We start from the raw sequence: 14,467 nt of genomic DNA, 5'->3' as shown, positions 1-14,467 counted from the left end.
AAACTTCTTTTTTTGACATTTTCTTCTTCTTGATGGTAATACATTGTTTTTTATTTGATTTTTTTCAACTTTTATTTGATTAATTGCTTAACCGAGTACAAATATAAAAGAAATAAATCTTAATAACAAATAAAACACAATATATTTTTGATTATTTTCTTAATTAGCTGATTATTTGATTAGTTTGGGTGATTTTTTTCAATTCGTAAGCGTTTTTGTAGATTTTTTTCTGCTTTTTGTCAGATTTTATAAGGAATTTAAGTAGAGAAAGTACTGATTTTATTGAGGAATATACTTTTTTTAGAAGTGCTATGTTTCTTGTGTTTTGAATGGTTCTGATGAGGTATATATTGCTATGAAAGGAACACAAAATCTGAAATTATTGAATTTGTGAAATTAGTTTAGAGAATACCAGCAAGAAAATGAAACGATGTAGATTGAATATGTTAACCTAAGTAAAAAACAAGTGTGAGAATTTATTCGATTGTATTTCTGTTTCTCTTTTGTAAGGTTAGCATGAGTTGAGAAACGTAAATGTGTCTTCCAAAAAAAAAGCGAGCCTAATTAGACTCACTTTTCTTAATGAAATAATGGATGATTATTCTTTTTCATAAACATTATTTCCTAACTCCACATCTGCCATTAACTCACTTGGATCAATAACAACAGCTTGGATGTCTGATTTTGATTTTTCTAGCTCAAAAGTATATGTTGGATATGCCCAGTCCCAGCCGTTTAAAATTGTTCTAGACAAACCTTGATAAGGATTTGGTTTTTCCCAACGCATTAATGTGTTTGGAATGTAAAATGTTTCTTGTGTGCCATCAGTATATACAACTAAAATATCTATTGGCATTGGCATTCTTCCAATTCTTTCTAGAGTAATTTTAGTTTTGTTGCTTTCTTCAGTAACTTCATTTATAGCATAGTCAATCGTGTTGGTAGTTTGCGTCCAATCTACTAAATACCAATCTAAATTTGCTCCAGAAATTTTTTCTGCTGTTCTTTTAATGTCATTAGGAGTTGGGTGAGTAAATTTATAATCGCTGTAATAGCGTTTTAATGTCTTCATTAAGTTTTCGATACCAATAACATAACCTAATTGTGCTAAAAACACTTCTCCTTTGCTATATGCAGAAATTCCATATGCCATATTAATGTCATATCTGTCTGCATGGGTTGATAGAGGTTGTTCTTTTCCAGTTTTCACAAGATACCTATAGTTGTTATAAGCATCTTTAAAAGGATTTTGTTCATCTTCCGATGAAGGAAGTACTGTTTGCATTGCTAAATCTGAAATGAAAGAAGTAAAACCTTCATCCATCCATTCATGTTTAGATTCGTTTGAAGCTAAAATGTGTTGGAACCACGAATGTGCAAATTCGTGAGCTGTTACACCAACTAAGCTTCCGAAACTTCTATTTCCTGTAATTAAGGTGCACATTGCATATTCCATTCCGCCATCTCCTCCTTGAATAACAGAATATTGTTTGTATGGATATTCGCCAACACTTTTATTTAAATAATCTAATATTTCTGCAGTTTTTGGCTGTAAGTTTTTCCAATTTTCTAAATTTTCTGCCTTATTCTTATAAAAGAAATGCAATTCGACATTGTTTGGTCCAATTGTGATATCATGAATGTAATTGTCGTCAGCTCCCCAAGCAAAATCATGAACGTTAGGCGCTATAAAATGCCAAGTTAATGTTTTCGTTTTCTTGGAGTGTTTTACTTCTACACCTTTATCTTGATAGCCATGGCCAATTTCGTTTTTGTTTTGTAGATATCCTGTACTACCAATAGTATAGTTTTTATCGATGTTGATTTTGACATCAAAATTTCCCCAAACACCGTGAAATTCTCTTCCAATATATGGGTCTGCATGCCATCCTTCAAAGTCATATTCCGCCATTTTAGGATACCATTGTGTCATAGATAATGCAACTCCTTCTTCAGAATTTCTTCCCGAACGTCTCACTTGCAAAGGTACTTGTCCTTCAAAATCGAGTGTAAATGTTGTTTTCTGTTTTGGTAAAATAGGTTGGTTTAATGTTACTTCCAAAATTGTTCCTATAACTTTTGTTCTAGCATCATTACCGTTCTGTTTAAAGTTTTTGATTTTTAAATAACCAATTTCTTCGGGTTTTAAAGTGCTAATTCTACTTTCTTTTACTTCTTTGTCTGCTACTTTAAATGTTTTAACCATTCTTTTGTCTGGATCTGCTATGGTTTTTAGACGGCTATCCATTTCGCTTCCTGGTTGAAAAGCATTAAAATAGAGATGGTAAAAAACTTTATGTAATGTGTCTGCTGAATTGTTTGTGTAAACTAATTCTTGCTTTCCATTGTATTGAAAATTTTTAACATTCATATCCAATTCCATTTTGTAATCAACATGTTGTTGCCAATAGCCTGGGTTTGGATTGTTTTGCCCAAAACTTAATGCGGAGAGCAAAGTTATTAATAGAAATTTTTTCATTGTTTTAAAATTAAAAACCACAAAGTTAACGCTTGTCTTCTTTGTGGTTTGTTTATTAATTATCGTGATTTATTATTTTGACATTTTTTCTGCCATTAATAATGCATTGTAGGCATTTACTATTTTTCCAGTTTTTGAAACAGTAGAAAAACTTGCTTGGTGTTTTTTGTCATCTGCACCAACAGTTACATTGTTTTTTAAAGGTGTTCCGCTATCCATAATTATTTGTTTCACTTGTTTAGCTGATAATTTAGGATAATAAGAACGAATTAAAGCAGCTACTCCAGCAACGTTAGGAGATGCCATAGATGTTCCTTGTAGGTATTTATAAGATTGGTTTGGTGTAGTAGCATAAATTTGAACTCCTGGTGCAAAAATGTCAACATTTTTTGAACCATAGTTAGAGAAGGAAGCTACCATTTTAGACCCATAACTAGGAGCTAAAGCACCAATAATTAACACGTTATCTGAAATTTCTTCTGCTCCATCATATGAATCACTTGGGTATTTATTGATTACATCTAAGTCTTTAGAATCGTTTCCAGCAGCAAAAATAACTAAAACGTCTTTTTTAGCAGCATATCTTAATGCATCTTGAACCCATTCTTTATTAGGAGAATAATATTTCCCGAAAGAACCATTAATTACTTTTGCTCCATTATCAACAGCATAACGAATTCCTAAAGCAATGTCTTTGTCATATTCATCTCCGTTAGGGACAGCTCTAATTGCCATGATTTTAACATTGTTAGCAACACCATCTCCACCTTTTTTATTGTTTCTTACTTGTGCAACAATACCAGCAACGTGAGTTCCGTGTAATGCGTCTTCTGGATTTAAACCAATAACATTATTGTTACCATATTTAGTATCGTTAATATCATTTGGATTGTCTCCAACTACTTTACGACCATCGAAATCAACATTAAAGTTATAGTTTAATTGATCATTAAAATGATTAATACCTCCTTTAACTTGTTCCATAAATTCTGCAACAGTTGATCTTGGAAATACTCTAGTTAAAAAGAAGTTTTTTGAGTTGTTTAATTCTTCATTATCAGTTTTCATTGCCTTTAAGTCTTCAGCAGTGAAATCTTCTTTCTTTAAAAAAGTTTGTAAATCTTTACCTCCTTTTAAAAGACTTTCATAGAACATTTTTTGCCCCATTGCTTCTTTTAATTCACCATCTAATTCGGCTTTTGCTTTGTCATAATCTGGTGTTCCAGGTCCTTTTTTAACAATACGAGTCATTTCTAATTGCTCGTTGTTGCTGTCTCCAAGGAAATTCCATCCGTTGATATCGTCAATATAGCCATTGTTGTCATCGTCTTTACCGTTTCCTGCAATTTCTTTTGGATTTACCCAAATTACACTTTTTAAATCTTCATGACGTGTATCTACTCCAGAATCTACAATTCCAACCACTACAGTTGTGCTTTTCTTTCCTTTTAAAAGTTCAGCATAGGCTTTGTCAACGCTCATTCCAGGAACTGTATCTTTAACTAGATCTAAATGACTCCATCTTTGTAAATCTTTTTCTGCTAAAGGAGTAACTTTTAAGGCTAAATTATCTACATTTTCTACAGGAGTAGAAATCATTTGTTTTGCACCACCACAACTAGCTAATGCTAAAGCAAAAGCTGCTGATAAATAGATTGGCTTTAAATTTCTCATGTATTTGGTTTTTTAATCTGATTATATTAATATTAATTTGACAAAAATCGACTTTATATGTTACATTTTATTGTATTGTTAACACTATTTTAAGATTTCATTACACTTAAAAACATCTTTTAAACGAATTCCTTTCTCAGTGTCTTGTAATGTTATAATTTCATTGTGAGCATCATGTTCAAGAAAAAGATAATAATTGTTTTCAACAGCTTTTCTTAGGAAAATATCTTTTTCGGTCATAGACAATAAAGGTCTAGTGTCATATCCAGTAACATAGGGTAATGGAATATGACCAGCAGTCGGTAATAAATCTGCCATAAAACAAATGGTCTTTCCTTTATAGTTAATCATAGGGATCATTTGTTTTTCAGTATGTCCATCCGCAAAGAATATACCGAAGTCTAAATCACTTTTTTCTAAAAATCCATTTTCTGCTCTATTGATGAAGTTCAATTGCCCACTTTCATGCATTGGCATAATGTTTTCTTTCAGGAAAGAAGCTTTTTCTCTAGGATTTGGTTCTGTTGCCCATTTCCAATGGTTTTCGTTCGTCCAAAATTTTGCGTTTTTAAAAGCTACTTCATAACCAGTTTTACTATTGTTCCAATTGACACTTCCACCGCAATGGTCAAAATGAAGATGTGTCATGAAAACATCGGTGATGTCATCTCTATGAAACCCTTTTTCTTTCAAAGAAGTATCAAGGTTGTGGTTTCCCCAAAGGGAATAATAACCAAAAAACTTTTCAGATTGTTTGTTTCCCATGCCTGTGTCAATTAAGATAAGTCGCTCTCCATCTTCAATCAATAAACAACGGGCTGCAATGTCAATAAGATTGTTAGCGTCGGCTGGATTAGTTCTATTCCAAATTGCTTTCGGTACAACTCCAAACATGGCTCCACCATCTAATTTGAAATTTCCAGATTCTATAGGGTAAAGATTCATTTTATTAAAATTTTTGCAATTTACAAAAAACGAAAGGAATTTGATGTTTATGCTTGTTATAAATAAAAATTATTGAACGATAAGTTATAAAAATGTTATGAAGTCTTGTATTAACTATTATATGAATTATATTTGCAGTTAATTTAGACAAAATCAAAATAGGTATGATTAAAGTTTCAGATACTGCTAGCAAAAAAATCATTGACATGATGAAAGAGGATGGCTTTGATGTTACTCAAGACTATGTAAGAGTAGGTGTTAAAAGTGGAGGATGCTCTGGTTTGTCTTATGAATTAAAATTCGACAAAGAATTAGGAGAAAATGATAAAGTTTTTGAAGATAATAATGTAAAAATTGCTGTTGAGAAAAAGAGTTTTCTTTATCTAGTGGGAACAACATTAGAATATTCAGGAGGATTAAACGGAAAAGGTTTTGTTTTTAACAATCCAAATGCGCAAAGAACTTGTGGCTGCGGAGAATCTTTTTCATTGTAGTCTAAAAAATAAAAGTATTGTTCACATAGATGCTTTTAAAAATTTAGACTTTTAAATTTTAAGACTAAAAAAATGAGTAAGTATACAGAAGACGACTTGAAAGTCGAATTAGAAAACAAAGAATACGAATACGGATTTTATACTGAACTAGATTCGGAAACTTTTCCGATAGGTTTAAATGAAGATATTGTTCGTGCTATTTCACACAAGAAAGGTGAGCCACAATGGATGACCGATTGGAGACTAGATGCTTTTAGAGTGTGGGAGGAAATGGTAGAACCAGAATGGGCAAATGTTCATTATGCAAAACCAGATTTTCAATCAATTTCCTATTATTCTGCACCAAAAAAAGCAGACCCTAATAAAACACTAGATGATGTGGATCCTGAGCTTTTAGAAATGTATAAAAAGTTAGGGATTTCTGTTGATGAGCAAAAGAAAATCAATAATGTAGCCATTGACATTGTGGTTGATTCTGTTTCTGTAGCAACTACATTCAAAAAAACACTAGCAGAAAAAGGAATTATTTTTATGAGTATTTCCGAAGCTATAAAAGAACATCCAGAATTAGTACGCAAGCATTTAGGGACTGTGGTTCCTACTAAAGATAATTTCTATGCCGCTTTAAATTCTGCTGTTTTTTCAGATGGGAGTTTTTGTTATATTCCAAAAGGAGTGAAATGTCCAATGGAACTTTCTACTTATTTTAGAATTAATCAAGCGGGGACAGGTCAGTTTGAAAGAACTTTGGTAATTGCAGATGAAGGAAGTTATGTTTCATATTTAGAAGGATGTACAGCACCCAGTCGTGATGAAAATCAATTGCATGCTGCAGTTGTAGAATTAATTGCAATGGACAATGCGGAAATAAAATATTCAACTGTTCAAAACTGGTTTCCTGGGAATAAAGAAGGAAAAGGTGGTGTTTATAATTTTGTAACAAAGAGAGGTTTGTGTGAAAAAAACGCAAAAATATCTTGGACACAAGTTGAAACTGGTTCTGCTGTAACTTGGAAGTATCCCTCTTGTGTTTTAAAGGGAGATAATTCGATAGGAGAGTTTTATTCAATTGCTGTAACCAACAATTTCCAGCAAGCCGATACAGGAACTAAAATGATTCATTTAGGTAAAAATACTAAATCAACCATTATATCAAAAGGTATATCTGCGGGAAAATCACAAAATAGTTATAGAGGTTTAGTGCAAATTTCTTCTAGAGCAGAAAATGCACGCAATTTTTCACAATGTGATAGCTTGTTAATGGGTAATGAATGTGGTGCACATACTTTCCCTTATATTGAAAGTAAAAATTCAACAGCAAAAATTGAACATGAAGCTACAACTTCAAAAATAGGTGAAGATCAAGTTTTTTATTGCAATCAAAGAGGTATTCCTACCGAAAAAGCGATTGCTTTAATAGTTAATGGATTTAGCAAGGAAGTATTGAATAAGCTTCCTATGGAATTTGCTGTAGAAGCTCAAAAATTATTAGAAATATCATTAGAGGGAAGTGTTGGATAGTTTAAAGAGAGATAAAGTAATTATAATAGGATCTTCACGCAAAAATGGAAATACTACTCGTATTGCCCAATATATTGCGGAAGAATACAATATGGATTTAATAAATTTAAGTGATTATAATTTTTCCTATTATGATTATGAAAACAAAAATCTGTCTGATGATTTCCTGCCTTTGATTAAAAAAATTATTGAAAATTACTCAACCTTACTTTTTGCTTCTCCAGTATATTGGTACAGTATGAGTGGAATAATGAAAGTTTTTTTCGATCGTTTTTCAAATTTATTGAGAGATGAAAAAGAATTAGGAAGAAAACTAAGAGGTAAGAATATGGGTATGGTATCAAATTCTCATGATAACGCATTAGATTATGATTATTATTTACCGTTTAGAAAATCGGCTGAATATCTAGGAATGAATTATTTAGGTAATGATCATTTCAATCCTGATAATATAGATCAAACAAAAAAAATAGAATTAGCATTTTTATAAAATAAAGACAATGTTACAAATTAAAAATTTACATGCTTCAGTTGAAGATAAAGAAATATTAAAAGGAATTAATCTTGAAGTAAAAGCAGGAGAAGTTCATGCTATAATGGGGCCTAACGGTGCTGGAAAGTCAACACTTTCTTCGATTATAGCTGGAAATGAAAACTACGAAGTTACTGAGGGTGAAATTATATTAGAAAATGAAGATATTTCTGAGTTAGCTCCTGAAGAAAGGGCTCATAAAGGGATTTTCTTATCATTTCAATATCCAGTTGAAATTCCAGGTGTTTCAGTAACAAACTTTATCAAAACTGCAATTAATGAAAGCAGAAAAGCTAAGGGTTTAGAAGATATGCCTGCTAATGAAATGTTGAAAAAAATTCGAGAAAAATCAGAACTATTAGAAATGGATAAAAAATTCCTTTCTCGTTCTTTAAATGAAGGTTTTTCTGGAGGAGAGAAAAAAAGAAATGAAATTTTTCAAATGGCAATGTTAGAACCTAAAGTAGCAATCCTTGATGAAACAGATTCTGGTTTAGATATTGATGCTTTGCGTATTGTTGCAAATGGCGTAAATAAATTAAAAAGTAAAGAGAACGCTGTTGTTGTGATAACACATTATCAACGCTTATTAGATTATATTGTTCCTGATTTTGTTCATGTGTTAATGGATGGGAAAATTGTTAAATCTGGTACAGCAGCACTAGCTTTAGAGCTTGAAGAAAAAGGATATGATTGGATAAAAGCTGAAATTCAATAATCAGTCATCTTATTCAACATTAACCTGTAAACTAAAAAAATAATGGATTTAAAAGATAAGTTACTTTCGTCATACATAGCATTAGAAGAAAAATTTGACATTGATTCTACGCTACATGATGTGCGAAATCAAGCTATAAAAAACTTTGAAACAAAGGGTTTTCCAAGTAAGAAAGAAGAAGCATGGAAATATACTTCACTTAATGCAATTTTAAAACATGATTTTTCTGTTTTTCCAAAGCATGAAAATGCTTTAGAATTTCCTGCAGTGAAAAAATATTTCCTACATGAAATTGATACCTATAAATTGGTTTTTATAGATGGAAAATTCAGTTCTTTTTTGTCTTCAACTACACATGAAGGAATAGATGTTTGTTTGCTTTCTTCAGTGTTAACAAAACCGAAATATAGACTTGTATTAGAAACTTACTTTAACCAAGTGGCTAAAAAAGATGAAAGTTTAACGTCCCTAAATACAGCTTTTGCTCAAGAAGGTGCTTTCATAAATATTCCAAAAGGTAAGGTGGCCGATAAGCCTATTGAGATGATTTATTTTTCGACAGGAAATGAAGCAGCTATAATGACGCAACCAAGAAATTTAATTGTGGTTGGTGAAAATGCACATGTGCAAATTATCGAACGTCATCAAAGTTTGAATGAAAATCCAGTATTAACAAATTCTGTTACTGAAATTTTTGCTCAAAAAAGAGCCAATGTAGATTATTACAAAATTCAGAATGACGTTCAGACCGCTAATTTGATCGATAATACTTATGTTTCTCAAAAACAAGAAAGTAGAGTTTCTGTGCACACTTTCTCTTTTGGAGGAAATATTACAAGAAATAATTTGAATTTCTATCATTTTGGAGAGCGTATAGATTCTACTTTGAAAGGGATTACAATTATTGGAGATAAACAACATGTAGATCATTATACTTTAGTGCATCATGCGCAACCAAACTGTGAAAGCCATCAAGATTATAAAGGGATTTTTGGAGATAGTGCTACAGGAGTCTTTAATGGTAAAATATATGTTGAGAAAGAAGCACAAAAAACAAATGCTTTTCAGCAAAACAATAATATTTTAATTAGTGAAAAAGCAACTATTAACGCAAAACCGCAATTGGAAATTTTTGCAGACGATGTTAAGTGTTCACATGGTTGTACAATTGGTCAATTAGATGAAAGTGCCATGTTTTATATGCAACAACGTGGAATCCCTAAAAAAGAAGCACGTGCATTATTAATGTATGCTTTTTCAAATGAAGTTATTTCAAGTATTAAGATCCCAGAATTAAAACAAAGAATTACAAAAATTATTGCTACCAAGTTAGGTGTAAAAATGGGTTTTGATTTGTAGAATTATAAGATAAATAACATATAATAAAAGCCCGTTTAAGGGCTTTTGTTGCATATTATATAATCAATGTTCTTAATTAAAGACAATATGATTTTTTAATGTTTTTTATATCCATTTTAACCTTTATTTATTCCAATTTTAAATAATCAAGTTGTAAATTTGTAGCCAAATTGATTTACAATGTTTGATATTCAAAAAGTAAGAGCCGATTTTCCTATTTTATCTCAAAAAGTAAATGGAAAACAACTAGTATATTTCGATAATGGAGCTACTTCTCAAAAACCACAAGTAGTAATTGATGCTATTGTTGATTATTATTCCAAATACAACGCTAATATTCATCGTGGAGTGCATACCTTAAGCCAGTTAGCAACAGATGCTTATGAAGAAGCGCGTTTGAAGATTCAAAAGCACTTTAATGCAAAGCAGAACTATGAGATAATTTTAACTTCGGGAACCACAGAAAGCATTAATTTAGTAGCTAATGGGTTTGCGTCAATTTTACAAAAAAATGATGAGGTTGTTGTTTCAGCATTAGAGCATCATAGTAATATTGTACCATGGCAAATGTTATGTGAACATACAGGTGCTGTTTTGAAAGTTATTCCAATGGATATTCATGGAGAATTAATAATGTCGGAATATGATAAATTGCTTTCAGATAAAACGAAATTGGTTTTTTGTAATCATATATCGAATGCATTAGGTACTTTAAATCCTATAGAATACATAATCGAAAAAGCACATGAAGTGGGTGCGGCCGTTTTAATTGATGGAGCACAAGCTTGCCCGCATTTAAAACCAGATGTACAAGCTTTAGATGTCGATTTCTATGTTACTTCTGCACACAAAATGTGTGGACCAACAGGTGTAGGTATGTTATATGGCAAAGAAGAATGGTTACGAAAATTACCGCCCTACAAAGGTGGAGGTGAAATGATTGCAACAGTAACTTTTGAAAAGACTACCTATGCAGATTTACCTCATAAATTTGAAGCGGGAACGCCAAACATATGTGGAGGAATCGCTTTTGGAGTAGCAATAGATTATATGAATGCTATTGGCTTTGATGCAATTGCAAAACAAGAAAGGGAATTATTAGAGTATGCTACTATAAGTCTTCAGGAAATAGAAAATTTAACAATCTATGGACCTGAAGATTTAAATAGAAAAGCTTCTGTAATATCTTTTAATGTTGAAGGTATTCATCCGTATGACATTGGCACGATTATAGATAAATTAGGAATAGCTGTACGAACTGGACATCATTGTGCACAGCCAATTATGGATTTCTTTAAAATTCCTGGGACAATAAGAGCAAGTTTTGCTTTTTATAATTCTAAAGAAGAAATTGATATATTTGTAGAAGCAGTTAAAAGAGCTATAACGATGTTGTCATAAATAATATTATGAAATCGCCATTAAAAATAATTGTTTGTTGCAAGCAAAATTCACCAAACACAAATTTAAAAGTATTTAGTGAAATAAACACAAAAGATTAAAAGCGATAACATATGTTACAAATAAAAACAAATTCTAAACATATGAAATTAATTACCATTTTATCAACGTTACTAATTACATTCGCTAGTTGTAATTGCCAAAAGAAAGCTACTGATACAGTTTTAGTGGGAGAAAATACTGAAAAAACTATTGTTTCTGAAAAACCAAGTACTATGAGTGAGAATCAAGAGTTACCTTTGATCGTTTATGAATCTTCATCTAGAGGGTTCTTTAGAATGATAACAATTGAAGGAAAAAGGATTTATGTCCAGAGCGCAAGAGAAGCTAAGCCTGTTTTTTGGGAATTAAAAGCAGAAGATTATGAAGCAATTCAGAATGATTATAAAGCAATTAATGTTGAAGAATTGCCAAATTTAAAAGCACCTTCTGAAAAACGTTTTTATGATGCTGCTCCAATTACGAGCTTAAAAATTACCAAAGGTGAAAAAGAATTTTTAACTCCAGATTTTGATGGAGGCACTCCACCAGCACATATTGAAAAGTTAGTTAATACTCTTTTGAGAATTGCCAAAAAATTAAATTAAAAAAATGAATATACAAGCCATACAAGAAGAAATTATTGAAGAGTTCTCTATGTTTGATGATTGGATGCAGCGCTATGAATATATCATAGAATTAGGGAAAACGCTACCTTTAATAGACGAAAGTCTCAAAACAGAAGATAATATTATTAAAGGTTGTCAATCTAAAGTTTGGGTTAACGGAGAAATGATTGAAGATAAAATAGTGTTTACTGCAGATAGTGATGCTATTTTAACAAAAGGAATTATTGCAATATTAATTCGTGCTTTTTCAAATCAATCTCCTCAAGCTATCTTAGATGCTAATACCGATTTTATTGATGAAATTGGTCTGAAAGAGCATTTGTCTCCAACAAGAGCCAATGGATTAGTTTCAATGATTAAAAAGATAAAAATGTATGCTTTAGCATTCCAAGCAAAGCAGTAAACTAAAATAATTAGATATTGCAATAGGCAAAACAAGAAAAATAATAATGGAAGAATTTAAAGACGAGATAAACTTAGGGGAAAATGTTGTAAAGGTTTTAAAAAGTATTTATGACCCAGAAATCCCTGTAGATATTTATGAATTAGGATTAATTTATGATGTTATGATTAATGAAGATAATGATGTTAAAATTTTAATGACATTAACTTCACCAAACTGTCCCGTAGCAGAATCATTACCTTTAGAAGTTGAAGAAAAAGTAAAATCTATAGATGAGGTAAAAACTTGTGAAGTAGAAATTACTTTCGATCCGCCTTGGAGTAAAGATTTAATGAGTGAAGAAGCAAAATTAGAATTAGGAATGCTTTAAAAAGTGTTACATTTTCAGTCACAATTATATGTGACTATAAATTGTGACTGAAAAATTTAAAAATGGTACGTTTTCAACCCAAATCATTGAGTGATAAAGAAAAAATAGGTTTAAAAGACACTTTTAAATCTCTTTTTTTTATACCAAGATTCTTTAAAGAAATCTGGAAAACAAATAAAAAGTTATTTCTTGTTTCTGCATTTTGTAGAATAATTGCAGCATTGTTACCGGTCGTTATACTTTGGATAGGAAAAGTAATAATAGACGAGATTATTCATATTACAACAACTGCTCAAACTGATTATAATTATTTATGGAAGTTAGTAGTTGTTGAATTTGCACTAGTAATTCTTTCCGATTTAGTAAGTAGAGCTATTTCTTTAACGGATGGTGTTCTTGGAGATCAATACAACATTCAAACGTCAATTCAAATCATTGAAAAAACGAATGAAATAGATATTAGTCTTCTTGAAAATCCTGAATTTTATGACAAACTAGAAAGAGCGAGAACACAAACCATGGGGAGAGTGGACTTAATGTCGAATGTTTTAGGGCAAGCACAAACAACAATATCTATTATTACTTTGGTTATTGGTTTGATTTATTTTGAACCTTATTTAATCATTTTATTAGTATTAAGTATTATTCCATCTTTTATTAATGAAATACGTTTTAGTCAACAACAATATTCTTTAGCAAGAAGTTGGACATCAGAAAGAAGAGAGTTAGATTATCTAAGATATATTGGGGCAAATGATAAAACAGCTAAAGAGATAAAACTATTTGGACTAACTGATTTTATTGTTCAACGTTTTAAAAACTTAGCCAATAAATATTTTAACTTGAATAAAAAACTAGTTGTAAAGCGTTCCGCTTATGGTTTTTTGTTTAATGTTTTAGGGTCTATAAGTTATTATGCAGCCTATGTGTTTATAATCTATCGTGTTTTGTCTGGGGTAATTACATTAGGAGAATTAACATTTCTATCTGGTAGTTTTAATAGATTAATGAAGAGTTTACAAGATTTCTTTGCAAGATTCACAAGAATTTCTGAAAGTGCTTTGTATTTGAAGGATTATTTTGATTTTATTGATATTATTTGCGAACCTAAAGTAAAAGAGAATATACCATTGCCTATTAAAATCGAAATTGGTTTTGAATTTAAAAATGTTTATTTTGCTTATCCTGAATCTGAACAACAGATACTCAAAGATGTAAGTTTTGTTATTAAAGCTGGTGAGAAAATTGCTTTTGTTGGACAAAATGGAGCAGGGAAAACGACACTTACAAAACTATTACTTCGTTTTTATGAGCCAACTTCTGGTGAAATTTTGCTTGAAGGCATCAATATTAATAAATATAATAAAAAAGAATATCAAGCCTATTTTGGGGTTTTATTTCAGGATTTCTTTCGCTATGAATTTTCGGTTAAAGAAAATATTGCTATTGGAAAGATAGATGAGATTAATAACCAAGAACGAATTGAAAAAGCAGCTCAATTAAGTTTAGCAGATGAGGTTGTGTCTGAATTAACTTTGGGCTATGAACAACAACTCGGAAAACGCTTTGTTAAAGGGCAAGAGTTGTCGGGCGGACAATGGCAAAAAATTGCATTAGCTAGAGCATATATGAAAAATGCTGAAGTAATGATATTAGATGAACCTACTTCTGCTTTAGACGCTAAGGCCGAAAGTGAAGTTTTTGAACGTTTCATACATTTAATCGAAAATAAAACAAGTATAATAATTTCTCATAGATTTAGTACGGTTCGTCAGGCAGATAGAATTATAGTTTTAGCTGATGGTAAGATTTTAGAAGCTGGAACACATGAAGAGTTGATGAATAATAAAAGTTTATATGCTGAATTATTTACCCTACAAGCTGAAGGATATCAATAAAAGAG

At 31.0% G+C, this 14,467-nt stretch carries 13 protein-coding genes; 10 read left to right on the top strand and 3 right to left on the bottom strand.

Annotated elements, in window-relative coordinates; all coding sequences use genetic code 11:
• Nucleotides 1-598 precede the first annotated feature (598 nt).
• From ACZ49Z_RS06230 to ACZ49Z_RS06220, 3 genes are all read right to left on the bottom strand, one after another.
• Nucleotides 599-2,479 (bottom strand): M1 family metallopeptidase, encoded by a 1,881-nt coding sequence (locus tag ACZ49Z_RS06230; RefSeq protein ID WP_464307326.1) that lies wholly within the window; start codon nt 2,477-2,479, stop codon nt 599-601.
• 72 nt (nt 2,480-2,551) lie between these two features.
• On the bottom strand, nt 2,552-4,153 hold the full coding sequence (locus tag ACZ49Z_RS06225) for a S8 family peptidase (protein WP_464307325.1): 1,602 nt from the start codon (nt 4,151-4,153) through the stop codon (nt 2,552-2,554).
• 84 nt (nt 4,154-4,237) lie between these two features.
• Nucleotides 4,238-5,098 (bottom strand): MBL fold metallo-hydrolase, encoded by an 861-nt coding sequence (locus ACZ49Z_RS06220; RefSeq protein ID WP_464307324.1) that lies wholly within the window; start codon nt 5,096-5,098, stop codon nt 4,238-4,240.
• A gap of 164 nt (nt 5,099-5,262) precedes the next feature.
• Between ACZ49Z_RS06220 and ACZ49Z_RS06215 the strand changes: the two genes are divergently transcribed.
• The 10 genes from ACZ49Z_RS06215 to ACZ49Z_RS06170 all read left to right on the top strand — a co-directional run bounded on the left by ACZ49Z_RS06215 (nt 5,263) and on the right by ACZ49Z_RS06170 (nt 14,462).
• Complete coding sequence (locus ACZ49Z_RS06215; protein WP_464307323.1) at nt 5,263-5,592, top strand: HesB/IscA family protein; 330 nt, start codon at nt 5,263-5,265, stop codon at nt 5,590-5,592.
• 72 nt (nt 5,593-5,664) lie between these two features.
• The gene (gene sufB, locus ACZ49Z_RS06210) at nt 5,665-7,113 is read left to right on the top strand and encodes a Fe-S cluster assembly protein SufB (RefSeq protein ID WP_464307322.1); all 1,449 of its coding nucleotides are present in this window, start codon (nt 5,665-5,667) and stop codon (nt 7,111-7,113) included.
• A complete protein-coding gene (locus ACZ49Z_RS06205; RefSeq protein ID WP_464307321.1) occupies nt 7,106-7,603 on the top strand; it encodes a flavodoxin family protein in 498 nt (165 codons plus the stop codon). Before sufB ends, ACZ49Z_RS06205 begins: the two co-directional genes overlap by 8 nt.
• A gap of 10 nt (nt 7,604-7,613) precedes the next feature.
• On the top strand, nt 7,614-8,363 hold the full coding sequence (gene sufC, locus ACZ49Z_RS06200; protein WP_464307320.1) for a Fe-S cluster assembly ATPase SufC: 750 nt from the start codon (nt 7,614-7,616) through the stop codon (nt 8,361-8,363).
• 42 nt (nt 8,364-8,405) lie between these two features.
• A complete protein-coding gene (gene sufD / locus ACZ49Z_RS06195; protein ID WP_464307319.1) occupies nt 8,406-9,722 on the top strand; it encodes a Fe-S cluster assembly protein SufD in 1,317 nt (438 codons plus the stop codon).
• 180 nt (nt 9,723-9,902) lie between these two features.
• On the top strand, nt 9,903-11,123 hold the full coding sequence (locus tag ACZ49Z_RS06190; protein WP_464307318.1) for an aminotransferase class V-fold PLP-dependent enzyme: 1,221 nt from the start codon (nt 9,903-9,905) through the stop codon (nt 11,121-11,123).
• Nucleotides 11,124-11,236: 113 nt separating this feature from the next.
• Nucleotides 11,237-11,770 carry a hypothetical protein gene (locus ACZ49Z_RS06185; protein ID WP_464307317.1) on the top strand — a complete coding sequence of 178 codons (534 nt, stop codon included), beginning with the start codon at nt 11,237-11,239 and terminating at the stop codon, nt 11,768-11,770.
• Between the two features lie 4 nt (nt 11,771-11,774).
• Entirely contained in the window at nt 11,775-12,194 is a 420-nt protein-coding gene (locus tag ACZ49Z_RS06180) for a SufE family protein (protein WP_464307316.1), read from the top strand.
• A gap of 46 nt (nt 12,195-12,240) precedes the next feature.
• Nucleotides 12,241-12,564 carry an SUF system Fe-S cluster assembly protein gene (locus ACZ49Z_RS06175; RefSeq protein ID WP_464307315.1) on the top strand — a complete coding sequence of 108 codons (324 nt, stop codon included), beginning with the start codon at nt 12,241-12,243 and terminating at the stop codon, nt 12,562-12,564.
• Nucleotides 12,565-12,626: 62 nt separating this feature from the next.
• Nucleotides 12,627-14,462: an ABC transporter ATP-binding protein gene (locus ACZ49Z_RS06170; protein WP_464307314.1), complete on the top strand. Its 1,836-nt coding sequence runs from the start codon at nt 12,627-12,629 to the stop codon at nt 14,460-14,462.
• The last annotated feature ends 5 nt before the right edge of the window (nt 14,463-14,467 follow it).

The sequence above is a fragment of the Flavobacterium sp. KY-23415 genome, from assembly GCF_055384985.1.
This window is presented reverse-complemented; position numbering and strand designations above follow the sequence as displayed.